Origin of the sequence: Paraburkholderia sp. OAS925 (assembly GCF_040543975.1) — a bacterium.
GTDB classification, from domain to species: Bacteria; Pseudomonadota; Gammaproteobacteria; order Burkholderiales; family Burkholderiaceae; genus Paraburkholderia; species Paraburkholderia graminis.
The window spans coordinates 2,053,290-2,078,377 of record NZ_JBEUNO010000002.1 but is presented as its reverse complement, the minus strand read 5'-3'; the positions used below and the strand labels follow the sequence as shown (position 1 = coordinate 2,078,377).

At 60.5% G+C, this 25,088-nt stretch carries 21 protein-coding genes and 1 pseudogene; 12 read left to right on the top strand and 10 right to left on the bottom strand.

Annotated features, from left to right (window positions below; translation table 11 throughout):
• Positions 1-75 precede the first annotated feature (75 nt).
• The 4 genes from ABIE53_RS28120 (at position 76) to gad (ending at position 5,727) form a co-directional block, all read left to right on the top strand.
• Positions 76-663 (top strand): hypothetical protein, encoded by a 588-nt coding sequence (locus tag ABIE53_RS28120; protein ID WP_006046767.1) that lies wholly within the window; start codon positions 76-78, stop codon positions 661-663.
• Between the two features lie 194 nt (positions 664-857).
• A complete protein-coding gene (gene aspT / locus ABIE53_RS28115; protein WP_192699077.1) occupies positions 858-2,549 on the top strand; it encodes an aspartate-alanine antiporter in 1,692 nt (563 codons plus the stop codon).
• Between the two features lie 56 nt (positions 2,550-2,605).
• The gene (locus tag ABIE53_RS28110) at positions 2,606-4,261 is read left to right on the top strand and encodes a bifunctional aspartate transaminase/aspartate 4-decarboxylase (protein ID WP_029965785.1); all 1,656 of its coding nucleotides are present in this window, start codon (positions 2,606-2,608) and stop codon (positions 4,259-4,261) included.
• Positions 4,262-4,368: 107 nt separating this feature from the next.
• Positions 4,369-5,727, top strand: a complete 1,359-nt coding sequence (gad, locus tag ABIE53_RS28105) for a glutamate decarboxylase (RefSeq protein ID WP_376916454.1) — start codon at positions 4,369-4,371, stop codon at positions 5,725-5,727.
• A gap of 45 nt (positions 5,728-5,772) precedes the next feature.
• Here the strand turns inward: gad and ABIE53_RS28100 are convergent, their stop codons facing one another.
• The 6 genes from ABIE53_RS28100 to ABIE53_RS28075 all read right to left on the bottom strand — a co-directional run bounded on the left by ABIE53_RS28100 (position 5,773) and on the right by ABIE53_RS28075 (position 11,194).
• Entirely contained in the window at positions 5,773-6,918 is a 1,146-nt protein-coding gene (locus ABIE53_RS28100) for an AI-2E family transporter (RefSeq protein WP_192699078.1), read from the bottom strand.
• Positions 6,919-7,111: 193 nt separating this feature from the next.
• The gene (locus ABIE53_RS28095) at positions 7,112-7,384 is read right to left on the bottom strand and encodes a hypothetical protein (RefSeq protein ID WP_192699079.1); all 273 of its coding nucleotides are present in this window, start codon (positions 7,382-7,384) and stop codon (positions 7,112-7,114) included.
• Positions 7,385-7,548: 164 nt separating this feature from the next.
• Positions 7,549-8,889 (bottom strand): ArsB/NhaD family transporter, encoded by a 1,341-nt coding sequence (locus ABIE53_RS28090; protein ID WP_192699080.1) that lies wholly within the window; start codon positions 8,887-8,889, stop codon positions 7,549-7,551.
• Positions 8,890-8,906: 17 nt separating this feature from the next.
• Positions 8,907-9,083, bottom strand: coding sequence for a hypothetical protein (locus ABIE53_RS28085; RefSeq protein WP_376916451.1), 177 nt, complete (start codon positions 9,081-9,083; stop codon positions 8,907-8,909).
• A 52-nt stretch (positions 9,084-9,135) separates the two neighbouring features.
• Complete coding sequence (locus ABIE53_RS28080; protein ID WP_376916449.1) at positions 9,136-9,945, bottom strand: transporter substrate-binding domain-containing protein; 810 nt, start codon at positions 9,943-9,945, stop codon at positions 9,136-9,138.
• Between the two features lie 364 nt (positions 9,946-10,309).
• On the bottom strand, positions 10,310-11,194 hold the full coding sequence (locus ABIE53_RS28075; RefSeq protein ID WP_029965792.1) for a LysR family transcriptional regulator: 885 nt from the start codon (positions 11,192-11,194) through the stop codon (positions 10,310-10,312).
• 122 nt (positions 11,195-11,316) lie between these two features.
• On the opposite strand from ABIE53_RS28075, the gene argC reads away from it, so the two are divergent.
• A complete protein-coding gene (argC, locus tag ABIE53_RS28070; protein WP_192699082.1) occupies positions 11,317-12,243 on the top strand; it encodes an N-acetyl-gamma-glutamyl-phosphate reductase in 927 nt (308 codons plus the stop codon).
• 92 nt (positions 12,244-12,335) lie between these two features.
• On the opposite strand, the gene ABIE53_RS28065 is transcribed toward argC, so the two are convergent.
• Complete coding sequence (locus ABIE53_RS28065; RefSeq protein ID WP_192699083.1) at positions 12,336-13,730, bottom strand: MFS transporter; 1,395 nt, start codon at positions 13,728-13,730, stop codon at positions 12,336-12,338.
• Between the two features lie 130 nt (positions 13,731-13,860).
• Here ABIE53_RS28065 and ABIE53_RS28060 point away from each other — a divergent pair, with 130 nt between their 5' ends.
• A complete protein-coding gene (locus ABIE53_RS28060; protein WP_192699084.1) occupies positions 13,861-14,775 on the top strand; it encodes a LysR family transcriptional regulator in 915 nt (304 codons plus the stop codon).
• Positions 14,776-14,832: 57 nt separating this feature from the next.
• The gene (locus ABIE53_RS28055; protein ID WP_029965799.1) at positions 14,833-15,150 is read left to right on the top strand and encodes a YnfA family protein; all 318 of its coding nucleotides are present in this window, start codon (positions 14,833-14,835) and stop codon (positions 15,148-15,150) included.
• An 80-nt stretch (positions 15,151-15,230) separates the two neighbouring features.
• Here the strand turns inward: ABIE53_RS28055 and ABIE53_RS28050 are convergent, their stop codons facing one another.
• From ABIE53_RS28050 to ABIE53_RS28040, 3 genes are all read right to left on the bottom strand, one after another.
• Positions 15,231-15,686, bottom strand: coding sequence for a TIGR02594 family protein (locus ABIE53_RS28050; protein ID WP_006046753.1), 456 nt, complete (start codon positions 15,684-15,686; stop codon positions 15,231-15,233).
• Positions 15,687-15,697: 11 nt separating this feature from the next.
• Positions 15,698-16,363 carry a M15 family metallopeptidase gene (locus ABIE53_RS28045; protein ID WP_310074990.1) on the bottom strand — a complete coding sequence of 222 codons (666 nt, stop codon included), beginning with the start codon at positions 16,361-16,363 and terminating at the stop codon, positions 15,698-15,700.
• 804 nt (positions 16,364-17,167) lie between these two features.
• The gene (locus ABIE53_RS28040) at positions 17,168-18,421 is read right to left on the bottom strand and encodes a LysR family transcriptional regulator (protein ID WP_192699086.1); all 1,254 of its coding nucleotides are present in this window, start codon (positions 18,419-18,421) and stop codon (positions 17,168-17,170) included.
• A 140-nt stretch (positions 18,422-18,561) separates the two neighbouring features.
• Here ABIE53_RS28040 and ABIE53_RS28035 point away from each other — a divergent pair, with 140 nt between their 5' ends.
• From ABIE53_RS28035 to dld, 5 genes and pseudogenes are all read left to right on the top strand, one after another.
• Positions 18,562-19,413 carry an amidohydrolase family protein gene (locus tag ABIE53_RS28035; RefSeq protein WP_029965805.1) on the top strand — a complete coding sequence of 284 codons (852 nt, stop codon included), beginning with the start codon at positions 18,562-18,564 and terminating at the stop codon, positions 19,411-19,413.
• Between the two features lie 11 nt (positions 19,414-19,424).
• Entirely contained in the window at positions 19,425-20,357 is a 933-nt protein-coding gene (locus tag ABIE53_RS28030) for a substrate-binding domain-containing protein (protein WP_192699087.1), read from the top strand.
• Positions 20,358-20,447: 90 nt separating this feature from the next.
• On the top strand, positions 20,448-21,800 hold the full coding sequence (gene dctA / locus ABIE53_RS28025; protein ID WP_192699088.1) for a C4-dicarboxylate transporter DctA: 1,353 nt from the start codon (positions 20,448-20,450) through the stop codon (positions 21,798-21,800).
• A gap of 136 nt (positions 21,801-21,936) precedes the next feature.
• A complete protein-coding gene (locus ABIE53_RS28020; RefSeq protein ID WP_310074986.1) occupies positions 21,937-22,974 on the top strand; it encodes a porin in 1,038 nt (345 codons plus the stop codon).
• A gap of 361 nt (positions 22,975-23,335) precedes the next feature.
• Positions 23,336-25,076: pseudogene (gene dld, locus ABIE53_RS28015) on the top strand (D-lactate dehydrogenase).
• Positions 25,077-25,088 lie beyond the last annotated feature (12 nt).

The following is a 25,088-nucleotide window of genomic DNA, read 5'->3' as shown; positions in this document are numbered from 1 at the left end:
TGGTCCAAGGCATGGCGGATTCCCGGCATGTCCGGACTGTCAACGAAAGAGTGTCCTCACCCAATGGAGAATTCAATGAAGCACAGAACAGCGCTACTCATCGCCACGATGATCGCCATCGCCCCGACAGCGTGGGCACAGACGGAAAATGTGGAGACGATGAAAGCTCCCGGCCACGCCAGCATTAAAGGCACCAGCCGGATGACGGCGACCGTGGACTCCATCGATGCTGCGACCCGAACTGTCACGTTAAAGACGCAGCAAGGAAAAATGGTCGAAGTCGAAGTCGGCCCCGAGGCGCGCAACTTCGACCAGTTGAAGGTAGGCGACGTGGTGACAACGGTCTACCGCGAATCGCTAAGTCTCAGTCTCAAGAAAAACGGCACTGAGCCTGCGTCGATTTCGGAACAGCCTTCAATGGAGCGCGCGGCCAAAGGCCAAAAACCCGGCGGCACATTAGGGCGACAAGTCACAATCGTCGCCGACGTAATCGCAGTTCACCCCAAAACCAAAACCGTCACGCTGAAGGGTCCGAAGGGCAACATAGTAGACCTGGTTGTCGAAGATCCGGAACAGATCGCGAACATTAAAAAGGGCGATCAGGTGGAGGCCGTGTATACCGAAGCGCTTGCCATCTCTGTCGAACCGGCCGTCAAGAAGTAGTGCTCTTGCGCTGACTTGGAGTCTCGCAAAAAACGGCAAAGCCGACGAAACTGCACCAAATAGGACCAAGGTCCGATACATCGCGAAATGTCGGAAATGTAATCTTGATAGGGTCGCGAAAACAAGGCGTCGCAGAGAAACTGTATCGGACCAACTGCTTCCTTTGGACGGAGTACTTTCCATCAGGAGTGCGTATGTCATGGCTCTCGGAAACACTACGCAGTTACCCGGAAATTGCAATTTTCCTGTCTCTTGGAATTGGCTATTGGGTCGGCGGAAAAAGCTTCAAGGGATTTAGTCTCGGCGCGGTGACGGCAACACTTCTCGCCGCCATAGCGATAGGCCAGCTAGGCATTACTGTTTCGCCGAATGTGAAGTCAGTTTTCTTCCTGATGTTCCTGTTCGCAGTGGGATACGGCGTGGGTCCGCAATTCGTACGGGGCATCGCGAAGGACGGCATTCCGCAAGCGCTTTTCTCCGTGGTTCAGTGCCTGCTATGTCTGGCGGCGCCTGTGGTCGCGGCAAAAGTCGCGGGTTACAGCATCGGCTCGGCTGCCGGGCTGTTGGCCGGCTCGCAAACAATCTCGGCGTCGATGGGCCTTGCCACCGACGCCATCAATCGCCTCGGCTTGCCGGCGGACGAGAGCAAGGCGCTTCTCAATGCCATGCCGACCGCCTATGCCGTCACCTATATATTCGGCACGATCGGCTCTGCACTGATACTCGCCACGCTCGGCCCCCGGCTATTGCGCATCGACCTCGTGGCCGCCTGCAAAGAGTATGAAGCAAGCCTTGGCGCCACGCGCGAACTGGGCGGCGCTGGTCAGGCATGGCATAAATTCGAATTCCGCGCATATCGTGTTCAAAGCAACGGGCCTGCCGCAGGGTTGACAGTTGCACAGGCCGAAACAATGGCTGCGGTAAACAGCAGGCTTTTTATTGAACGCATCAGACGCGACGGCCAGATACGGGACGCCACACTCGATCTGGTTTTACAACCCGACGACATCGTCGCGGTGGCGGGACGCCGTGAACAACTTGTCAACGCCATCGGGCCCGCGGCACTGGAGATCGATGATCCCGATCTTCTCGCGGTTCCTGTCGAAGGCGTCGACATCTACGTGACCAGCAAGGCAATCGACAACAAGACGCTGCAGGAACTGAGCACACTCCCCGCTGCAAGAGGAGTGTTTTTACGGAAGATCAAGCGCGGGCCGACTGAGACGCCCATTCCGATACTGCCCAACACCAGGTTGCACCGCGGCGATGTGATCACCGTCGTCGGACGCACGCAGGATACAACCGCTGCAGCCGAGGCCATCGGCGTGCTTGACCGGTCGACAAGCGTAGCCGATATGGCTTTCGTCTCGCTCGCCATTGCGGTGGGCGCCCTGGTCGGTGCAGTGGTGATCCGTGTCGGCGCGATTCCAATTACGTTGTCGACGGCGGGCGGCGCGCTCATCGCCGGCATCGCATTCGGCTGGTTCCGTGCGATACATCCGACGTTCGGCCGCATTCCCGAACCGACGATCTGGTTCATGAACTCGGTGGGGTTGAACGTGTTTATCGCGGTGGTGGGCATCACCGCCGGTCCCGGTTTCGTCGCCGGATTGCAGCAACTCGGCGTCAGTCTGTTTCTTTGGGGCATCGTCGCAACATCGGTCCCGCTGATCCTCGGCATGTTCATCGCCAAATACATATTCAAATTCCATCCCGCGCTGCTGTTCGGCATCTGTGCGGGTGCCCGAACCACGACGGCAGCGCTCGGCATGGTCTGCGATGCGGCGAAAAGCCAGGTGCCCGGTCTGGGATACACCGTCACCTACGCGGTCGGCAACACACTCCTCACGATCTGGGGGATGGTGATCGTGATAGTCCTTTCATGACAGCGCAATGCGTGCGTGGCTACCTGAATACGCAATACTCGATCTGGAGGTAAGTGATGGAGAAGTCCCGCAAATCGGCGGCAGGCGATACTTCGAAACTGGCCGCACTCAGCCCCTTCGAGCTGAAAGATGAACTCATCAAAGCCGCTGGCGGCAGCGCGGTAGAACGCCCAGCGAATCTGGCCATGCTCAACGCGGGCCGCGGCAACCCGAACTTTCTCGCGACAATTCCGCGCCACGGTTTCTGGCAACTCGGTCTCTTTGCGATGCGCGAGTCGGAACGTTCATTCGCGTACATGCCCGAGGGCGTCGGCGGATTTCCGAAGCGAGATGGGCTCTCCGAACGCTTCGAGCTGTTCGTGCGTGAGAACAAGGGCACGCCGGGCATCGACTTCCTGGCGGGTGCCGTTTCCTATGTGCGCGACCAGCTCGGGCTTTCCGCCAACGATTTTCTGTATGAGATGTGCGAGGGCATTCTCGCGTCGAACTATCCGGTGCCCGACAGGATGCTGAAGCTGTCGGAAATCATCGTCGGACAGTATCTGCGACGCGAGATGATCGGCAAGCATCCGTTCGTCGGCGAATTCGACCTCTTCGCGGTTGAAGGCGGGACGGCGGCAATGACCTATATCTTCAACACGATGCGCGAGAACCGGCTCATCAAACCGGGCGACAGGATTGCACTCGGCATGCCGATTTTTACGCCTTACATCGAAATTCCACGGCTAAACGACTATGAGCTCGACGTAGTCAATCTGAACGCCACGGTAGAGAACAACTGGCAGTACTCGAATGAGGAACTCGACAAACTACGCGACCCAACGGTGAAGGCATTCTTTCTCGTCAATCCGAGCAACCCGTCGTCTGTCAAGGTCAGCGACGACAGTCTCCGGTATATCGCCGACATCGTGAAAGAACGCCCCGACCTGATTCTGCTGACTGACGACGTGTACGGCACATTCGCCGATGACTTCGTGTCGCTCTTTGCCCTCGCGCCTCACAACACGATTCTCGTCTATTCGTACTCGAAGTACTTCGGCGCGACGGGCTGGCGGCTTGGCGCGATCGCGACGCATCGAGACAATGTGCTGGACCGTCTGCTCGCCGAATTACCGCAGGACGTCAAAAAAGTGATGCATCACCGATACGAGTCGATCACGACCGAGCCCGACCAGCTCAAGTTTATTGACCGCCTGGTGGCCGATAGCCGTACTGTGGCACTCAACCATACGGCCGGGTTGTCGACGCCGCAGCAGGTTCAGATGGTGCTCTTCTCGCTGTTTTCGTTAATGGATACGCCCGACGCGTACAAGAACGCATTGAAGCGGCTCATCCGCAACCGCAAGAAAGCACTCTACGACGAGATCGGCATTTCATTCGAGGATAGCGATCCCAATCAGGTCGATTACTACGCGGTTCTCGACCTCGAGTATCTCGCCGAGCGGGCGTACGGTCGCGAGTTCGTCGAATGGCTGCTCAAGAATACCGCGCCCACTGAGCTGCTGTTCCGTCTCGCGCGTGAAGCTCGTGTCGTGCTGCTGCCGGGGCGCGGCTTTGGGACGATGCATCCATCGGGTCGCGTTTCACTCGCCAATCTCAACGAGTCGGACTACAGACAGATCGGCAAGGCCGTACGGCACATGCTTTCCGAGCATGTCGACCGATACAACAGTGAAACAGGCAACACGCTCGACCGGAATAAAACCTTATAGATCCGTCTCGAGCCGCACCGCAATGTCTGCGCGCGGGTCCGCAAGCAGCCGACCCGCGTCCGCTATTCCTGTTGAGGAGACGCATATGACTACGCCCCCCCGAGAAGATGACCCCGTATGACGAATTCAACCTGGAGGTGCCTGAAAACGCATTCCCGCAACAGGGTATGTCGGCGAAAGCGGCAGCAGCGCTCGTGATCAGCGACGAATGGACCGACGCGAATCCGATGCTGAACATGTCGTCGTTCGTGACGACATGGGCCGAGCCCGAAGCGGCAGAAGTTGCAAAACGCAACATCTTCAAGAACTACATCGACCACGACATGTACCCGCAGGTTTTCGCAACCGAAACGCGCATGGTGAAGTGGCTGCATCAACTATGGAATGGCCCGGCAGGAGTCGAGCCGTACGGCACGGCTACCATTGGATCGTCGGAAGCCTGCATGCTCGCCGGGCTCGCACACAAGTGGAACTGGCGCCAGAAGCGCGAGCGTGAAGGCAAGGATGCGACCCGGCCTAATATGGTGACGGGCGGCAATGTGCAGATTGTGTGGAAAAAATTCCTGCGCTATTTCGACGTCGAGCCCCGCATCGTTCCGCTCAGACCGGGCAACTATCGGCTAACCGCGGAGCAACTGGACAAGTATGTCGACGAAAACACGATCGCCGTAGTCGCCATTGCCGGCCAGACTTTCACTGGCGAAGACGACGACATCAAGGGCATTCATGACTGGCTCGACGCCTATGAGCAGAAGACCGGCATTTCGGTTCCGATGCATATCGACGGCGCGTCGGGCGGATTCGTTAACCCGTTCCTTTATCCCGACTACGAATGGGACTTCAGGTTGCCACGCGTGCAATCGATCAACGCGTCCGGTCACAAATACGGACTGGCGCCGCCCGGACTCGGCTGGGTGGTTTTTCGGGAACGCAAAATATTCAACGAAGACCTCGTCTTCTACGTCAACTACCTGGGCGGCGAAATGCCGACCGCCACGTTGAACTTCAGCCGCAACGCTTTCCAGGTCGCGGTTCAGTACTACATGTTCTTGCGTTTGGGGTTCGACGGCTATAGACGAATCATGAAGCACACCTTGAACAACGCCATCGCGCTGCGAGAAATGATCGTGAAGAGCGGCTATTTCACGATCATGAACGAGACGCAACGCATCCCCGTTGTCGCCGTGACGTTGGACAAACGAATCACGAACTTCAACGAATTCGACGTTTCGAACAAGGTTCGCGAAAAAGGCTGGGTGCTGTCCGCCTATTCAATGCCGCCCGATGCCGAAGAGGTGAAGAGCCTTCGGATCGTGGTGCGGCCTCACATCAACCGCAACTCCGCTTTGCTGCTCGGCGGCGATATCATTCGCGCCTGCAGATTCCTCGCGGAACACGGCGGAAACGCGACCCCGCCCAGGCTGCACACGCACAGCGTGGAAACGTCCTCTACAGTGAAATGCTGAAGTGCTTATCGCGACGTGGACGCGAGCCGGCGCCGTGTGGCAGCGTCACGAATGCTTCGGTACTTCGGCTCCCTCTGTCTGCGCGAGGCGCGCGGGCTCGTTCTCGTCGATCCGCTCGGCCTGCGGCTGGTCTTTTACCCATCGCCAGAACAACTCGTAACCGACAGCAAGCATGACGGGGCCGATGAACAGCCCAATGACGCCGCCTGTCACCATGCCGCCCAGCGCGCCGATCAGCACCACGGGCATCGGCACCGCGACGCCTCGGCCCAGCAGCAACGGCTTGAGCACGTTATCGGCCAGGCCCGCGACGAACACATACGCGGAGAAGGCGATCGTCGCCGTGCTGACGCCTTCCGTGAGCATCACGAACGCGATCACCGGAAGCGTAATCAGCGTGGCCGGCAATTGCATGATGCCGATAAGCAGTACGCCGAGCGCCAGCAAGCCCGCGGCCGGAATACCCATCACCACGAACCCGCCGCCGATCAGCAACATCTGGATGAACGCGATGCCCACCACGCCTTGAGCGACCGCGCGAATCGTCGCCGTACAGAGATCGGTGATCTGCGCGCCCCGCTCAGGGCCGGAGATGCGCGACGCAATCTGCTGCGCGCTGCGGTGGCCCCTTTCGCCATACGCCATGAGAATTCCCGCGACGATCAGCGCGACGAAGAAAATGAGCAGTCCCGCGCCTAAGCCTGTGACGGTGCCGAGCAACGCACGGCCGGCTTCTTTGAGTTGCGGCGCGAACCGCTGCGCGAGGCCCGTCAGGTCTGTCGAGGCCTGCTGCCAGAAGTCGTGCACGTGCTGGCCGACCAGCGGCCAGCCTGCAACCGATTCTGCCGGCGGCGGAATGTGGAAGCTGCCGCTTTTCACCACCGCCATCACATGCTCGATCGAATCGGCGACCGCGACGCCCAGCAGATAGCTCGGCACCAGAATGACGCCGAACGCGACGAGGACGATCAGCGTGGCAACGAGACCGTCCCGGTTGCGCAAGCTCCTGCGCAACCGGATGTGCAACGGATAAAGCGTGATCGCAAGGATCAGCCCCCAGACCATCAGGTCGAGGAACGGAACGACGATCCGGAAGCAAAATACGGCAAGAACAGTGATCAGCCCGGCGCGAATCAATACGTCGAGCATTTCCCGGGATAGCGTTCTGTGAACGGTCGGTGTGGGCAGCATCGGGTTATCTCCGCGCAGGAATAGCGCAATGCACGCGTGCGCGAGAAGAAGCGTCAGGTTCAGGATCGCAGCACGGGATTGGCCGAAAGCGGCATCGTCCAGCGGAACAGGCGCAAGCGTCGCTCGCTGCCACAGCGGAGGCAATACGCGACGCTGTAACGCAGCGTCGGGCCGTCGCTCTTCACTGCCGCTACTACTGGTCCACGCCCTGACGCGCAGCGGCTACAGCCACGTCGCGTTTCTTTTTGGCGTCGCTTTTCTTATGGTCAAAGACCTTTTTGGCAGCCGCGACTTCCCTGTCGTACTCGCGATTCGCCGCAGCGACCTGCTGGTGCATTTTCACGATTTCATCGGGATGGTCAGCCGCTGACTGTGCAGTTGTTCCAGAAGCGCCTTGCGCCCAGACACCAGGAACGGATGCCAGTGCAAGAGAAGCGGCCGCCGCGACCGCGATCAGGTGTTTCATGACGGACTCCAGACGTTATGCTCGCATCGTTGAATCTGCCGATTAAAGCCGGCGAGCTTCCAGCCTATACACGTCCAGACGAAAGTTGTATTGGACTTTGGTCCCATGATCGGGCTGCCTGGCTGCGCATTCGTCTTCCTGGCACGCGGCGGTGCGTGTGCGCGTCACCGCATGAAATGCGCGAGTGCGAACACATAGACCGCCGACGCCGCCAGTTGCGCAACGGTGACAGGCAGCCCGTAGCGCAGAAAGCGGACAAACGTAATGGGCTTGCCTTCGCGTGCGCAGATTCCCGCTGCCACTATGTTGGCCGCGGCTCCGACAAGTGTCGCGTTGCCACCGAGCGTCGCACCGAACATCATGCCGACGAACACTGCAATCGTAGGCGCAGGCCACTGCGTGAACTGATCCGAGAGCGCGACTTCGGGCACGAATTCCGCCGCCACCAGGTAGCCCTTCACCATCACGATAGACGCCGCCGCTACGGGCACGTTGGCAAGCAGTGACGAAAGCAGCCCGATGCCCGCGATCATCGCGAGCGCGACGAGCGTAAGGCGCGTGCCGAACAACTCGTACAGCTTGACCGACATGACCTGAAGAAGCCCCGTCTTCGCCATCGCCTGAACCAGACAGAAAATGCAGGCGAGGAACAGCAGCGTTTTCCAGTCGACATCGCGCAGCACGTTGTCGGTCGGTTCGACTTTCGCCGCGTAACCGACGAGTAGCGCCAGCGCACTGGCAATCAGCGCGACCATGGGTGGGACGAGGCGCGTCGGCAGCGCTTCGCCGAACACGAACAGCACCATCATTGCGGCCAGCACCGCGAGCGACAGACCGGCGTATGCGGGCCTCGCGATGCGCGCGCGCTGTTCCGCAGGCGGCAAGGTCCGCCGCACTCGCCAGATGTCGGGCATCAGGAACGGCAACAACGGCACCACGACGGCGAGCGCCAGCAGGCCGCCAAGACTCACGTGCTTCAAATAGTTGCCGAACGTCATGCCGATCGAGCTGCCGACCAGAAACGTCGCCGGATCGCCGACCAGCGTCAGCAGTCCGGCGGCATTGCTGACGATCGCCGTGAGGATCATCGGCAGCACGATATCCACTTCGAGTGCCACCGCCACGCGAATGATGATGGGTGCGAGCAGGATCACCGTCGTGGCATTCGGCAGCAACGCGCACAAGGGCGCGACGACAACGATGAGAAGCAGGAGAAAACGCCTGCCGCTGCCGCCGGTCGCCCGCAGATACACATCGCCGATCAGATCGAACACTCCGGTGGTCGAGAGGATGCGCGCGACGACCATGCCGCCGAACAGAAGACTGATCGGCCCGGCGGCGATTCGCACCGCAGCGAGAAGATCCTGCTCGTCGAGAATGTTCAGCACGATCAGCACGCACATGCCGACGAGCGCCGCCACGGCCATGTCGATCACATTGAACGCGATTGCGAGTATCACTGCCGCGAACACGCCCACCACGATATAGACCTGCATTGCGCTCATGCCAGCCCTCGCGCGATTCAACGAATGGGCGGCGCGTACATCAGGCCGCCACGGGTCCATAAGTCGTTCGTTCCGCGCGCGAGACCGAGAGGACTGTGCGCGCCGACGTTGCGATCGAACATCTGCCCGTAATTGCCCACGCTTTCGAGAGCTCGCACGGTCCAGCCTGGCTCAACGCCGATTGTGCGGGTCACCGTGTCGTCCGGCACGAGAGCCCTGGATACCGATGGATTGCGCAGGCGAATCTCAAGGTTCTCCCGCGTCACGTCCATCTCTTCGGCGGCTATCAACGTCAGCAGCACCCAACGCACGAGCGTGAGCCATGCCTGATCGCCCCCGCGCACGACAGGCCCAAGCGGCTCTTTCGAGATCCGCTCGGGAAGGATCGCGAAAGCCTGCGAGCCGCCCGGTGCGTGCAGAAGCAGCGCGGCAAGGTACGATGCGTCCGCTGTGTAGGCGGCGCAGCGGCCCGCCGAAGAATGCCCGCCTCGCCTCGTCCGCGGAACCCGCCACGAGAGGCTTGATGTCCGCCCCGCTTGCATCCGAATACGCGATGAGATGGCTAAGGGTAGACGTGTCTTTCTGTACGCACACCGTTGCCCCTTTCAACGCGCCAGCCGATTGCGATGCGCTTGCGGCCGGAACCATGAAAGCCTGGTTGTCGTAGAACAGCACGCCTGCGAACTGCGCCTTGAGTGCGCCTTCGCGCAGCAAAGTCCAGGTGGTGTTGCGGGAGAGTACGTCGATTCGCCGCGTCTCGAGCGCGGGAAATCGCTCCGACGCCTTCAACGGCACGAACGCGACCTTGCGGCTATCGCCAAGCGCCGCTGCTGCCAACGCGCGGCAGAAGTCGACATCGATACCCGACCATTGTCCGGCGGCGTCCTGAGAGGAGAAACCCGCGACGCCTTCGCTAACACCGCAACGCAGGACGCCACGAGTCTTCACGCTCGCCAGGGCTTCGCCATCGGCGGCATTCGAAATTGAAGGCACGCTCGCCAGCGAGAGCCACAGACCCAGCAGTACTGCACCGGCAATCGGACTCGCGGCCGCCATGATTGTGTCCTCTTGCTGCCTGTAAGAGACCATCAATGCAGATGCGGTCCGACGGCAACCGCTGACTATCTGTAATCGGCGGCGTATTGCAGCCGGACACCGCGAGTGACAAAGCAATCGACAAAGCAACTGAGGGCGCAGCGAGATGGACGCGCATGCGGATTCCTTCCGGAGCGTGCATGACTGGCGCGAGCCGGCGGTCTGGTCCTGTACGTTGAGCAAACTGCGTGCGACGACAGTGCGAAAGCAGATGTGCTTCCAGCCTATATGGGTCTATACGAATGTTGTATCGGACTTTGGTCCGATGACGGGATAGTCGCGTGCTGTCCCGGCGAGGCCGAACCGAAACGGCACTGACAACCGCCTACGCTAATCGCAGATCCCACAAGACATCGAGTACGTGTTGAGTGGCACGCTCAACGTGCCCGGCACGGTGTGCAATGCCGAGTCGGCGCCACAACGCCGGGCGCAGCGGACGCATGACGACGCGCCTGTCGGGTAATGGCGTGGTGGCCTCGTGAGGCAAAAGCGCCGCGCCGTAACCTGCCGCGACCAGACTCTTGATTGCGTCGTTGAAGTTGAGCTGAATGCGCGGCGCAGGATGATGCCCCGCGGTCGCAAACCACTCCGCCGTTAAGCGCGAGAGCCGCGTGGTCGCGTCATTGAGAATGAGAGGCTGTGCGGCAAGCCATGCAGGCGTCACACGGGCGGGGCAGCGCCAATGCGCCGGCACGAAGGCCATCACGGGGTCGCGCCGCCAGGCCTTTATCGCGAGTCCGGCCACGGGGGGCTGAGGCAGTGCGACCAGCCCGACATCCAGCGTTCCATCCGCCAATCGGGACAGCGTCTCACGCGATGTGAGCACCGCAAGCTGAATATCGATCGCGGGATTGCGCTGGCGCAGCGCCTCCAGCGCTTGCGGCAACAGGTACGCGATCACACCGGTCGACGCACCGAGCCGCACGCGCCCTTCGAGCCCCTGCACCTGGCGTTGAATATCGTCCAACGCCTGCTCCGCATCGGCCAGCAGTCGACGCGCGCGCTCCACCAGCACCTCTCCTATCGCCGACGGCCTTACCTGCCCGCGCTTGCGTGACAGGAGCGGCGCCCCGATGCGGTCCTCCAGTTCGGCGATATGGAGGCTGACCGTCGGAGGGGCGAGATTCAATGCGCGCGCTGCGTCGGCAAATGAGCCACGCTCGGTTATCGCAATCAAAGTGCGCAGGCGGTCCAGGCTGATCTCTCGCATGTCGGCGTCCCGATTCAGGAAAACTGAACTTTATGGTCATCAAATTCAACTTTCCCTATTCTATCCGCTCAGGGAACATAGGGCTCATTCTTCCCTTAGCCACCACTCGGAGTATTCCGCGTATGAGCGCTCCCCTTGTTTTCATCGATGGCGACCAAGGCACTACCGGACTGCAGATCCACGAACGGCTGCGCGATCGGACCGACATCTCGCTGTTCACGCTCCCCGCCGCCGACCGCAAGGATGCGCGCCGTCGCGCGGAAGCCATCAACGCCTGCGACATCGCCATTCTCTGTTTGCCCGATGCCGCCGCACGCGAGGCAGTGGACGCCATCGTTAATCCTGCCGTGAGAGTCATCGACGCAAGCTCGGCGCACCGGACACAGCCGGGCTGGACATACGGCTTCCCGGAAATGACGCCGGGACAGGACGAGCGCATCGCGAGCGCCCGTCGCGTCACCAATCCCGGCTGCTATCCGACGGGGGCAACCGGATTACTGCGTCCGCTGTTGCAGGCTGGGCTCATACCAGACAGCTACCCCATCAGCATTCATGCAGTGTCCGGCTACTCCGGACGCGGTCGTGCCGGCGTGGAGCAACACGAGGGACAAGATGCCGTCGACGCGCCTCCGTTCCAGGTGTACGGCCTGGCGCTCGCGCACAAGCACACCCCGGAAATCCAGACGCACGCAGGACTCGCGCAGCGGCCCATCTTCGTCCCTGCGTATGGTGCTTTTCGCCAGGGCATTGTGCTGACCGTGCCGCTCCAGTTACGGCTGCTCGGACCTGATGTGGACGGCGCGAAGTTGCACGCATGCCTCGCACGCCACTATGCGGACGCAGCGCACGTCGATGTCTTGCCGCTGCTTGAATCGGGGGCCTTGACGCACCTGGATCCGCAAGCGTTGAACGGTACGAACGACATGCGCTTAAGCGTATTTCCTAACATGGAACACGGACATGTCCTGCTGTCCGCGGTTTTCGACAATCTTGGCAAAGGCGCGTCGGGCGCTGCGGTTCAGAACCTGGACCTGATGCTGGGCCGGTAATAGTCGCCGATGGCTCGAGCTAACGGTCGGTCGGCCGCAAGTGCGTTCAACGAGTGTCGGGAATCTCGCGGTCGCATTGTCATGACGCAGCTTCAACCAGCGCATCCCGTGACGGCAGACTGGCGTTGTTCAAGCCGCGTCCTGGCCACCACGAGGCTTAAGAGCGTCGTCGCAAACGCGAGAGTCACCGCGATATGCAGCCCTGCAACGATATCGTTGGACTCGGGCCTGACCAGCGAGCCGAACACTCCGACTCCGACCACGCCGCCGATCTGACGCGCGCTATTCAGCACCCCCGACGCGATCCCGACGCGGGACGGCCCGGCATGCGTGAGCACCGCCGTGTTGATCGATGGGACCGCGAGCGCAACTCCACTGCCCACAGCCAGTAACGGCAACGCTATCGCCAGCGCGCTGCTGTCCGCGTGCACGAACACGAGCGCAAGGTAGCCGAGCGCCGCCAATGCTTGACCATAGAGCATCGGCAGGCGATAGCCGAAGCGCGCGGTGAGCCTGCCGGATACAAGGTTCGCGACTGTCACTACGGCAGTCATCGGCAGGAACGCGAGGCCGGTTTCCAGCGGCGTGTCATGGCGCACGCTCTGGAAAAACAAACTCATCGCGAACATCAGGCCGTAGTACCCGAAGTTCAGCGACAACCCCGTCAGCGCGCTCACGCTCACCGCGGCGCTGCGAAACAGCGCGAGCGGCAACAGCGGTTGCGCAGATCGCGCCTCGACGGTGATGAACAGCGCAGCCATGACGACCGATATCGTGAGCCCCGACAGCACAATCGTGCTCGTCCATCCAAGCCGGCCACTCTCGACGACCGCACACGTCAGCGCGGCCAGTGTGACAACGGCGAGCGTCTGCCCGGCCAGATCGATTCGACGCGCTGCATGACGCAGCGTTTCGGGCGCATGAGCGAGCGTCAGCCAGATGCCCGCCACGCCAATCGGCACGTTGATCAGAAAGATGGAAGGCCAGCCGAACCGGTCGACCAGCAACCCGCCCACCAGCGGCCCGGCACCGAGCGCTAACGCCGCCGTGCCCGCCCAGGCGCTGACGGCCTTGGCGCGAGCATCGGCGTCCGGAAACGCCGCGCCCAGCAGCGCCATGGACGACGGCACGCACAGCGCCGCGCCCACGCCCTGCACTGCACGCGACGCCACGAGCATGCCCGCGCCATCCGATAGCGCGCAGCCGATCGACGCACACGTGAAAACCGCGAAGCCGCCAACGAAGACGCGCCGCGCTCCCAGACGATCCGCTAATGCACCGGCCGTGAGCAGCAAGCTCGCGAACGCGAGGGTATATGCGTTGACGACCCACTCGAGCGCCGTCGAGTCGATCTGCAGGCCGTCGCGCATCCTCGCTAGCGCAACGTTCACGACCGTGACGTCGAGACAGATGATGACGAAGCCAAGGCTGGTCGCGAGCAGCGCGAGTCTTGGAGACCGGTTGGATGAGTGGATGGGTGTGCGCATGATGTCCGTGCATGGAATGGCGCGAAGCGAGCCGGACTGGCCCGCGCGTCGAGCGTGGACACACTCTATTACCTTCGCAAAAATTGATAAACGCACGACGAATGGCAACAGAACCAATTATTATGGGGGAATGGATCTTCTCAAAGCGATGACCGTATTCGTGCGGGTGGTGGAAACCGGCAGTCTGACGGCAGCCGCGGTAGCGTGCGAGCTCTCGCCGACCATGGTGGGCAACCACCTGCAGGCACTGGAGACGCGGCTCGGCACGCGCCTCATCCATCGCACGACTCGCAAGCAGCAGGTCAGCGCGTTCGGGCAGGCGTATTACCAACGTTGCGTCGAGATTCTCGGGTTGATCGACGATTCGGAGCAGCTCGCGCTCGACCATCTTGCGACGCCGCGCGGCCGCCTGCGCGTCACCGCACCCATCGTGTTCAGCAACGAATGCCTGATTCCGGCGATCGCGGATTATTGCGCGCGTTATCCCGAGGTGAAGCTCGACATTGTCGCCACGGACGCGCTGTCCGACCTTATGGACGATGGCTTTGAAGCGGCGATCCGTATCGGTGCGCTGGCCAACCCGGAGCTGGTCGCACGGCCTCTCACGCCGTACAGGCTGGTGCTGTGCGCGTCGCCGGCTTATCTGAAGGCGCATGGCAGTCCCGCGACGCCCGATGAACTCTCGGCGCATCAGTGCCTGACGTATGCGTATCCGCCGCGTTCGGAATGGCACGCGGCACAGGCCGAATGGATCTTGCATGGACGGGACGGTCGCGCGAGCGTGCCAGTAGATGGCCGCCTGAAAATCGACAACGCCGAGGCGTTGCGCAAGGCCGTTTTGCGTGGCCTCGGTATCGCGATGCTGCCGGCAATTCTCATCGACGAAGATCTGCGCGCGAAGCGGTTGCGCAAAGTACTGCCTGAGTATTCGGCGCCCGAGCGGCAGCTAAGTCTGCTTTATCTGCGCGAGCGGCAGATGTCGCTTAAGCTGCGAAGCTTCATCGATTTTGTGGTCGAACGGTTTGGCGCGGATGAGGACCGCTGAGTCTACGTTGCGGAGTGTCGCAGTCGTTCGTCACCCGCCTTCCTCTCCAATCGACCCATGAAAACACTGCTTCTCTATATCGCTACGGCAATGGCCGAAATCGTTGGCTGCTATCTGCCGTATCTGTGGCTCAAAGAGGGAAAGAGCGCGACTCTGCTAATTCCGGCCGCCTTTTCTCTCGCAATGTTCGCCTGGCTGCTGACGTTGCATCCATCTGCTGCGGGTCGCGTTTACGCCGCCTATGGTGGCGTTTATATCGGTGTCGCGCTCATCTGGCTTTGGGCTGTAGAAGGGATGAGACCGACGGCCTGGGATTGGACAGGTGTATCGTTTTCACTGATCGGCATGGCGATTATTGCTTTCCAGCCGCGTTGATCGTGCGCTTCGCGCAGACCGCTTCCGCATAGTGGCGTTGCCGATCACCATTCAGGTGACGCCCGGAACGCGGCCTTCACTTACGGCCAGCGATATGCCAACACGCGGTCGAGCGGATAAGCTAACTCACGCACCTCTTCAAGCTGATTGCCTCCGAACAGGTAAACGTTCTGGGCGTCTGATCTGAGAAAGAACCCTACATGCCCCTTCCATTCAACGGCATCGTCGGCAGTCAACACTGCCACGCAGCCGTAGATCGGTGCGGCGAGCTCGTTTCCCCAAGTTAGCCAGGAACGGGCCAGGGCCGACCGAGTTCCTTCAATGCCCGATTGCTTCATGCACCAGTTGAGAAATGACGAACACCATGCGATCTTGTCGTCGTAGCCTGCCAATTGGGTGGTTTCGTTATACTCGGCAATCCTCGGGTTGCATTGACCCGCGCCGTAGCGCTTGACACCTCGTTCCTTGAACGCGATATCCATCCAGACGGGCGCAAATCCGTTCGTTGCTTGCTCGTCGCGATACCCTTGAATCATCCGCGTGCTCCTCACAGACGCTCTTCTTCGACTGGGCCATAGATGGCACATGGCTCGTCAGAAATTACCGCCCAATATCGGTCGCCGTAGGACCAGTGCCACCATTCCGACGGATAGTTGACGAAACCCGCGGCAATCATAGCCGTCGCCAATAACTGACGGTTAGCCTGCGCCTGCCGGCTAATGAACTGACAGGCTGTGTAACATGCGCCCGATGACTCTTCGTCAGTGGCGTTCAACACGCTTCCCATATTCAACTCGACGCCCTCTTGGGTCGCAAGTGTCAAGTCGACGGCGGCGCCCGTCGGATGCGCGGCCACCTCCGGCGGAGCGGCATAGCGACTTGTCAGTTCGATCAAAAGAGCATCCGACGCCGACGGGTATTGCATTCGGAGCGCGGACAGGCGACGGTCGAAGTAGGATCGCTGAAGCGATAGCGGCCGGTATCCTTCCTTGACTAACAATCGCAGGCCTTGAATGGAAAGCCTCTGCGCTGCGAACATTAGCCGTTCAGCGACGCCAACGCGAACCTTCAGGAAATGTCTGCTCGGGTTAGAGACGACGCTACGCGTGCGATCCACTAGCACCAGATCGCCGGTGTCACCAGGATCGACAAACCGTTCGCCCGTGTCGATCAATTCGACGGACGCAACGACAGGATCGGAAAGTGAGATCACGAGAGGAACCGGATTCGAGTGTGGAACGGCCCAATGACATGACTCGAAATTGTCAGCTATCTTTCTGCTAATGTCGAGCGGCCAGTATTGGGCCGCTGACTGTCTTATGCGAGAGACATTTGTCGACCAGGAGTCGAACGAAGCAAAGGAGCTAGAATGCGGTCCGCCTGCTACTTTAGAGTGCCTGCCAGAACGATTGGAGCAATATACTGGTTCTGGTGTGACAGGCAAAATATCAGGGTGATCCATTGACAAAACCGGCTAACTCCCCAACTCAAAAAGTCGAAAATTCTCGCCAGTGCGTCTCAAGGAACACCGCATTTTTGATCGTTATGGCGCAAGCTGTAATGGTGCTAGCGATTGGCGACATTGCGTATTGGCTGGTTAGCTGCACCGAGCCAGGCCTGTACGACAGACTTTTTTGGGCCGCTTTCTTCACGGCAGTACTCGTCCCAGTGAGCTTTGTCCAATTCCAGCCGGAAGCCGCGATATATCTTGCGCGGTTTCCTTCTCCTGCTCGCGCTGCTTACGCGTTTGCGATGGTGGATACCGGTTAGAGGGCTGCCGGTTGGCATCTTCGTCGCCGGAGCGTGCGGGGTTTTTCTCGCGCTCTGTTTCAGATGGGATGCTGCTTGCCGCTTGTGGTAGTCACAAGCGTGCGCCCGACGCGCAGTACTTGCGGGAAATTTCTCGCGGTGTCGCAGTGCGTACGACGATTGATTGCGGACATGCATACGTCTGCTTTGCCTGGTTAGCTGCGCATCCGCGAGCCCGCCCGGTCTGTGGACTCAAAGTTGTAACGCATTAGTGCTTCCCGCAGTGTTCCGCCTTATCGACGGAGCACTCCTGCCGCAGATACTCGATGAAGCCCGACTGCACCGCTGTGCCGAGCCAGTCCGCCCGCACCGTGTAGCCGACCGCACGATCGGCTTCCGGCGTTTTCAACTCGAGCGCAACGATCTCGCTGCCCGGATAGGCCTCGCGAATCTGCGAACGCGATAGCAGTGTGATGCAATCGCTTTCCACCAGCATCGCCATCATCATCGCAAGAGAACTCGTCTCGACGACGACCGGCGGCCTGATCGGCAACCGCGCGAAGATCGAATCGATCACCGAGCGGCGCGGTACATTCTGCTGCGGGACGACCCACTCGTAATTGGCGATGTCTCGAGGCGCGATAGACTTTTTACGCGCGAGGCGATGCCCTTTACGCACCGCGACCACGTACGGGTCGGCAAACAGCTCGGTCTCCCGAACGGCTCCGGTGAGACGTGGCTCACGCAACCCGCCGACGATGATGTCGATCGTGCCCATCCGCAGATCACGAAGCAGCGCCGCGTGCGAGCCCTCATCGACAGTGACGTGCGCGGACGGATAGCGCTCGCGCAACCGCTGGATCACACGTGCGACGAGACGCGGCGGCATCAGCGGCAACACGCCGATCGCCACCTTGCCGCTCAATTGTCCCCGGGCGTATGCGATCTCCTCGCGCGCCTGCGCAATTTCATAGAGCGCGAGGCTCAGGCAGCGAGCGAATTCGAGTCCAGCGGCATTGGCCGACACGCTATGCACGCGTCGCCGATATAACGACACACCGACCGTCTGCTCAATCTGCCGCGCCGCGCGATGCACGGCGGGCTGCGAAATGCCAAGCTGCTGTGCCGCTTCCGACGCCGATCCGGCGCGTGCGATCGCGATATGACAACGGACTTGCGTATCGGTCAGATGGCGGCAGACGTTGCGCGCATTCATGGCCGACGAATTTTGCCCCGTCAGGCCCATGACCGCGCGCTCCATCTGATCGAGCATGCGCCGTACGCGCCGTTGCAGTATCGCGCCTTGCGCAGTCAATTCGCAGCCGCCAAAACCCCGCTCGAAAAGCACGCCGCCGAAACTCGCCTCCAGCTTGCTGATTGCCAGGCTGACGGCCGGCTGCGTGCGGCCCGCGCGCGTCGCAGCCTGGCCGATGCCGCCTGCCTCGCACACTGCATCGAACAGAAATAAGCGCCTCAGCCGCGTCAGATCGTCGTCGGGCGATTCGTCCGGGTGCTTCGCCATCGCCTTCCCCATGCCCCGTGAAAGCCGTCAGCTTAACTGGAATTTATGCCCTATGCCGAAGTTCGTATTAAGGGGTTTTGCTTCAGCAGGCTTACAGTTGAGCCCATTCGATCGAGACGTTTTCAGCAAGGAGCCCGTTTATGTCCGTCGTTATCGACACTCACACGCACGCCATTTCCCCGGATAAGCAACGCTATCCGCTCGCGCCCGTCGGCGGTCACCAGTCGGAATGGTCGGCCAAGCGCCCTGTCAGCTTCGAAGGCTTGCTTGCGTCGCTCGACGAGGCCGGCATCGACCGGGCGGTGGTCGTGCAGGCATCGACGGTTTATGGCAACGACAATAGTTATGTGGTCGACGCGGTGAGAAACCACCCGGACCGCTTTGCGGGCGTGTTTTCGATCGACGTGCTGGCAAGCGACGCCGTGATGCAGATGCAGCGCTGGCTCGACGCGGGCCTCTCCGGCCTGCGCCTGTTCACGACCGGCAGCACGATGCCGGGGCAAGCAGGCTGGCTCGACGACGAGCGCTCCTTCCCGGTGTGGGACTATGCGCAGCGCCATAACGTCTCGATCTGTTTGCAGATGACGGCACAAGGCATTCCGGCGCTGCTGAATATGCTGGCGCGCTTTCCGGATATCCGCGTCCTGCTCGATCACCTTGCGCGGCCCGACTTGGCGGGCGGCCCGCCGTATGAAGCCGCCGCGCCGCTCTTTAGCCTCGCTTCGCACGAGGGCGTTTATCTGAAGCTCACAAACCGCACGATCGCCGAAGCATCTCGCGGCGCGTCGACGCCGGACGCATTCTTCCCGCGTGTGCTCGACGCGTTCGGTGCACATCGCATCGCATGGGGCTCGAATTTCCCGGCCGCCGAAGGCACGCTGCCGCAACTGCTTGCCGATGCGCGCAATAGCCTTGCGATGCTGCCCGCCGACGCGCGCGACGCAATCTTCGGCGGCACCGCGCGCGCGGTCTATCCGGTGCTCGCCGCTTGAGAATCGACTCAATGACACAAGAACATACGGACGCGAGCACTGAGATGCCACCGCTCGAATTGAAAATTGCACTGAAGACTTACCCGCACACGCGGCCGCTGAAAGATGGCGAACTCGCCGATCCCAACGTGCAACTGATGTTCGAGGATATCGAACCGATTCACCGCGCCTTCGCACCGATGGCGCGCCGCCAGGCGTATGACGTCAGCGAAATGGCAATCGTCACGTATTTGCAGGCGAAAGCTTATAACAAGCCCGTCGTGCTGCTGCCCGCTGTAGTCGCCGCGCGCTTTCAGCAAGGCTGCATTATTTATAATGCTCAACGCGGCAAGCTCGGCGTAAGCAACCTGGTGGGCAAGACAGTCGGTGTGCGCTCGTATTCGCAAACCACCGCAATGTGGGTGCGCGCAATTCTCGCGAACACCTATGGCGTGCCGCTCGAGGAAATCGACTGGATCACGACCGAGGGCGCGCATCTGGAAGAGTATCGCGATCCGTCCTTCGTGCGTCGCGCGGAGCCGGGCAAGCAGCTATTGCCGATGCTGCGCGCGGGCGAGATCGACGCCGCCATCCTCGGCAACGATTTGCCCGACGAAGCCGGCCTTGAACCCGTGATCGACGATGCGGCCAGCGCCGATCTCGCGTGGTACGCGATTCATCGCTACGTGCCTCTGAACCACGTCGTGGTAGTGACGCAATCGCTTGCGGATACACATCCGCGAGCGGTGCGCGCAGTCTACGACCTGCTGTGCCGCGGCAAAGCGTCAGTGGCCTCGCACAACGCGGGCAAACCCGACAAGCTGCTGTTCGGCTACGACGCGTTGCGAGGCCCGCTTGAGGAAACAATCGCGTTCTGCGAGCAACAGCAACTGCTGCCGCGTAAGCTGAGCGTCGACGAAATTTTCGCTGACAGCATCGATATTCTCGGCAGCATCGCGAGCTGAATAACGGCTCTTTCAACGTTTTCGAGCGGACTCCAGTTCGCCAAAGCTTCACCGCAGCCCATCGTGGATGGGCCTAAGCAAGGAGACACCATGAGCTTGCCTCGCACGGGCGCCATGAAACCAAAGCCACGTCCGCCGTTCTATCGCGACCTGTCATTCCTGGTGCTGGCCGGCATGGCGCTTGGAATCGCCACGGGCTACTTCTTTCCGAAGTTCGGCATCAATCTGCAGCCCGTCGGCGACGCCTTTATCCGCATCATCCAGATGCTGATCGGGCCGATCGTCTTCTGCACTGTATGCAGCGGCATTGCGGGCGTCAAAGACTTCGGGAAGGTCGGCCGCGTCGCGATCAAGGCCCTCTTCTATTTCGAGGTGGTGACTTCTCTCGCACTGGTGCTGGGGCTTGTAACGATCAACGTGCTGAAGCCGGGCGTCGGCATGAACGTCGACATGCATAGCGTGCACTCGGCCGCCGTCGATGCCTATGTCGCGAAAGCTCATCACGTTGTCACCACGAGCGACTTTCTGCTCAATGTCATTCCGCACACGGCGATCAGCGCATTTGCTGGCGGTGACGTCCTGCAAGTACTGTTCTTTTCGGTGCTATTCGCCTTTGGGCTGGCCGCAATCGGGGAACGCGCGCAGCCCGCGCTCGACTTCATCGATTCGGTATCCGGTGCGCTGTTCTGGGTAATCGGCCTGACCATGAAGATCGCACCACTCGCAGCGTTCGGCGCCATCGCCTTCACGGTGAGCAAATTCGGTTTCGGCACGCTGCTCTCGCTCGGCAAGCTAGTGCTGGAGTTCTATCTGACGTGCGCGCTCTTTTTCCTGCTGATCCTGTGGCCCATCGCAAAGGTAAACGGCTTCAGCCTTTTGCGCCTGATGCGCTATATCGGCGCAGAACTGCTTCTCGTAATCGGTACGAGTTCTTCAGAAACCGTGTTCCCGCAACTGATCGACAAGCTCGAACGCCTTGGCTGCGAGAAGTCGGTGGTTGGCCTGGTGCTGCCAACTGCCTATACGTTCAATCATGACGGCACGTGCCTTTACTTCGCCGCAGCCGCCGTGTTTCTCGCTCAGGCAACCAATACACCGATGAACTGGCACGATCAGTTGGTGTTGCTTGCGGTGCTGCTGCTCACGTCGAAGGGAGCCGCCGGCGTGTCGGGCGCTGCAATCGCAGTGCTTGCTGCAACGCTGGCTGCGTCGAACACGATTCCGGTCGAATCCATCGCGCTGATTCTCGGCGTTCACAAGGCCATGTCCAGCGCGTTCGTCTTCACCAACATCGTAGGCAACAGCGTAGCCACTATCGTGGTGGCGAATTGGGAAAAGGCACTGGACCGCGTCGCCTTGCGCCATGAACTGAAGACGGGCTTCAACCCCGCCGAAACCGCGCACTCGCTCGAACAGCCGGGCAGCACTTCAGCCGGCCACTAACGCAGGACCGGCGGTACGTCCGCGTTGTGCCGGCCGGTCCCGGCGAGTAGATCAAAAGTAATCCCAATAGGCAATTTGATTAGGGTTACGTATCAAGCAGTACATTAAAAACACAACGAAAATCAGGAGACAAGCGGTGGACAAGGTTTGGAAAATCATCGGATTGGGCATCTCGGCCACTGCGGGCGTATTGGCAACGAATCCCGCACACGCGCAAACGAGCGTGCAGTTATACGGAACGGTGGATGGCGGGATACGTCATCAGACCAACGCCGCAAAAGGCGGCGGCTCGGTGACGACAATGAACTCGAATGGCTACTACAGTTCGAACAAGCTCGACTTTCGCGCGAAGGAAGACCTTGGCGACGGCTGGAACGCGCATTTTCTGCTGGAAAGCGGCTTTAACGTCGGCAATGGCCAGTTCGATAACACCACAGGCACCGAATTCAATCGCCAGGCGTTTGTCGGCATCGGCCATACGAAATTCGGCTCGCTCGATCTCGGCCGGCAGTACACCATTGCGCACGACATCATCAGCATTTACGATCCGTTCGGCTTTCATTTCACGCCGATCATTCCGCTGACCACGGCCTCGGACGGTACTCGCAACAATAATGACCTCAAATACAAGAACACGTTCGGGCCGCTGCTGTTCGAAGTGGACAACTCCTTCGGCGGCGTGGCAGGCAATTTCAGCAGCGGCGCAGCGCGCGCCGTGGGCGTGAGCTATGCGACAGGTCCTGTTGCGATCGGCGGCGTCTATGGGCATCGCAGTGTACTGACTGGCTCGACCTATCTGGGCGACAGCTACTACATGGTCGGCGCCAACTACAAGATCGGGCCGGTGCGTTTGTCGGGCGGTTTCATGTCCGAGGACTTGCAGAATCCAGCCACGCCCCACCAGGTCACGAACAATGGGTTCGGCGGCCTCTCGTGGACCATCACGCCGACTCTGGTTTTCCGCGGCAGCTACTACCAGACCACGGTAACGAACGACAAGTCCAGCCGGCGCGGACTCTCAGTGCTCTCGCTTGGCTACCTGCTGTCCAAGCGCACCACGCTTTACAGCGAACTCGACTACACCTCGTACAAGCATGCGGTGGTGAGCACGCTCAACCCGGCCGGCGTGAAGAGTCAGACCGCGTTCACCATCGGCATCGACCATTTGTTTTAAATGATCTGCTTCACCGAGTGCTTTCTTCGGAGGCGCCCAAGACGCTGCTGACTCAGACCTACTCGCTTCCATTCGATCGGATTGTTCAATGCCTTGAGATATCGACTATTGATATCGTGGATATCAATGCAGGCTCTGTGGCTGCCGCCTGTTAATATCTATCTCAACCATAGGCGCAAGCATGCAGCGCGCCGTTCCGGTCATACGAGCAATCGTCGATTCAGGCGTGCCACGACACGCACTACGAGATCATGCAACTCATTCGCGACGGCAATGCGCGCAAAGCCTGCACCGAACTGCGCAACCACATTCGAAGCACGGAGGACTCGTATATCCGTGCAAGCATCAGCGGAGAAGCGCCATGAAGCACGATCTTGTCCGTCTGCTCGGCGACATCGTCGGTAGCCAGTTCGTCTTTACGGGCTCGGCTGAAACGCGGCGCTTCCGCCAGGGATATCGCTATGGCAGCGGTCCACTATTGGCTGCTGTGCAGCCTGGCACATTGGTCCAGATGTGGCAGGCGCTAAAGGCGTGCCATGATGCGAATGTCATCGTCATTTGTCAGGCCGCCAACACCGGCTTGACCGGCGGATCGACGCCGGCTGCGGACGGCTACGATCGTCCGGTCGTCGTGATCAATACGATGCGGCTGCGCCGGCTCGACGTGATTCGCAATGGCGAACAGGTCGTTTGTCAGCCGGGCGTTACCCTGGACCAACTGGAAAGGCGTCTCGCACCGCTCAAGCGCGAGCCCCATTCTGTGATCGGATCGAGTTGCATCGGCGCGTCCGTGACGGGAGGCGTTTGCAACAACTCGGGCGGGTCTCTCATTCGCCGCGGTCCCGCGTTTACCCAGCTTTCGATACATGCCCGCGTCACCGCCGACGGCGAACTGAAGCTGGTAAACCACCTGGGAATCGATTTGGGCGATTCCGCCGAAGCCATACTTGGCCGCCTCGACGCAGGCGAACTGCCGCACGATGTTCCGCCAGCGATGGGACTTCTCGCGTCCGACCACGAATACAGCACCCACGTGCGGGATATCTCGGCATCGACTCCCGCGCGCTTTAACGCAGACCCGCGCCGCCTTTACGAAGCGTCGGGCTCGGCCGGACACCTCGCGGTTTTTGCCCTTCGGCTGGACACATTCGCGGCGGACGAGCGCACCCAGGTGTTCTACATCGGCAGCAATGACCCGGCCGAGCTCGAATCAATCCGCCGCGATATTCTGGGCGGTTTCCAGAGTTTGCCGATAGCAGGCGAGTACATACACCGTGGCGCGTTCGATATCAGTCGCCGCTACGGGAAAGACATGTACCTTTACATTCGGGCTTTCGGCACCGACAAAGTGCCGCTAGCTTTTGCGGCGAAGAGCCGGTTCGACGCCGTGACTGAGAAGATGGGTCTTGGTACGGCCATCAGTGACAGACTGCTGCAGGCAGCGAGCCGGCTTTTGCCCGAGCATCTGCCGCGGCGACTCATCGAGTACCACGATCGCTTCGAGCATCACCTGTTATTGAAGATGGGCAATGAAGGTGTAGACGAAGCGCGTACTTATCTGAAGTCGCGCTTTCCGACGGCTCAGGGCAACTACTTCGAATGCACGCGAGAAGAAGGCGACGCGGCGTTTCTGAACCGCTTCACGATTGGTGGCGCAGTGGTCCGCTATCGGGCCGTTCATTCTCGGACCGTCGAAGACATCGTGGCGCTCGACATCGCGCTGCCGCGTAATGCAACCGACTGGTTCGAACAGTTGCCGCAGCAGATTTCGAAGGACATCGAGTTCACCATGTATTGCGGCCACTTCTTCTGCCATGTGCTGCATCAGGAATATCTGGTGAAGAAGGGTGTGGACTGCGACCGCATCAAGGACGACATTCTCGCCCTACTGCGCCGCGCGCGGTGCGGAGTATCCGGCGGAGCACAACGTCGGCCATCTGTATGAGGCGAAGGAGTCGCTGAAGCAGTTCTACGAGGAACTCGACCCGACTAACTCCTTCAATGCGGGCATCGGGAAAACCTCGCGGCTCTTCAACTGGGGAAGATCGCCGTATCGCTGCGGTTGCGAGGATCGGCCCGCTGTAAGTCAGCAGACGCTCTAGCGTAGCGTTACG

Excerpts from the sequence above, each read along its gene's own strand:
- ABIE53_RS28095 (WP_192699079.1), bottom strand. The coding sequence starts at position 7,384 with ATGAAACACCTGATCGCGGTCGCGGCGGCCGCTTCTCTTGCACTGGCA.
- ABIE53_RS28040 (WP_192699086.1), bottom strand. The coding sequence starts at position 18,421 with ATGGCGAAGCACCCGGACGAATCGCCCGACGACGATCTGACGCGGCTG.
- ABIE53_RS28080 (WP_376916449.1), bottom strand. The coding sequence starts at position 9,945 with ATGGCGGCCGCGAGTCCGATTGCCGGTGCAGTACTGCTGGGTCTGTGG.
- ABIE53_RS28050 (WP_006046753.1), bottom strand. The coding sequence starts at position 15,686 with ATGATTCAAGGGTATCGCGACGAGCAAGCAACGAACGGATTTGCGCCC.
- gad (WP_376916454.1), top strand. The coding sequence starts at position 4,369 with ATGACCCCGTATGACGAATTCAACCTGGAGGTGCCTGAAAACGCATTC.
- ABIE53_RS28035 (WP_029965805.1), top strand. The coding sequence starts at position 18,562 with ATGTCCGTCGTTATCGACACTCACACGCACGCCATTTCCCCGGATAAG.
- argC (WP_192699082.1), top strand. The coding sequence starts at position 11,317 with ATGAGCGCTCCCCTTGTTTTCATCGATGGCGACCAAGGCACTACCGGA.
- ABIE53_RS28075 (WP_029965792.1), bottom strand. The coding sequence starts at position 11,194 with ATGCGAGAGATCAGCCTGGACCGCCTGCGCACTTTGATTGCGATAACC.
- ABIE53_RS28110 (WP_029965785.1), top strand. The coding sequence starts at position 2,606 with ATGGAGAAGTCCCGCAAATCGGCGGCAGGCGATACTTCGAAACTGGCC.
- ABIE53_RS28100 (WP_192699078.1), bottom strand. The coding sequence starts at position 6,918 with ATGCTGCCCACACCGACCGTTCACAGAACGCTATCCCGGGAAATGCTC.
- ABIE53_RS28090 (WP_192699080.1), bottom strand. The coding sequence starts at position 8,889 with ATGAGCGCAATGCAGGTCTATATCGTGGTGGGCGTGTTCGCGGCAGTG.
- ABIE53_RS28065 (WP_192699083.1), bottom strand. The coding sequence starts at position 13,730 with ATGCGCACACCCATCCACTCATCCAACCGGTCTCCAAGACTCGCGCTG.
- aspT (WP_192699077.1), top strand. The coding sequence starts at position 858 with ATGTCATGGCTCTCGGAAACACTACGCAGTTACCCGGAAATTGCAATT.
- ABIE53_RS28120 (WP_006046767.1), top strand. The coding sequence starts at position 76 with ATGAAGCACAGAACAGCGCTACTCATCGCCACGATGATCGCCATCGCC.
- dctA (WP_192699088.1), top strand. The coding sequence starts at position 20,448 with ATGAGCTTGCCTCGCACGGGCGCCATGAAACCAAAGCCACGTCCGCCG.
- ABIE53_RS28055 (WP_029965799.1), top strand. The coding sequence starts at position 14,833 with ATGAAAACACTGCTTCTCTATATCGCTACGGCAATGGCCGAAATCGTT.
- ABIE53_RS28030 (WP_192699087.1), top strand. The coding sequence starts at position 19,425 with ATGACACAAGAACATACGGACGCGAGCACTGAGATGCCACCGCTCGAA.
- ABIE53_RS28060 (WP_192699084.1), top strand. The coding sequence starts at position 13,861 with ATGGATCTTCTCAAAGCGATGACCGTATTCGTGCGGGTGGTGGAAACC.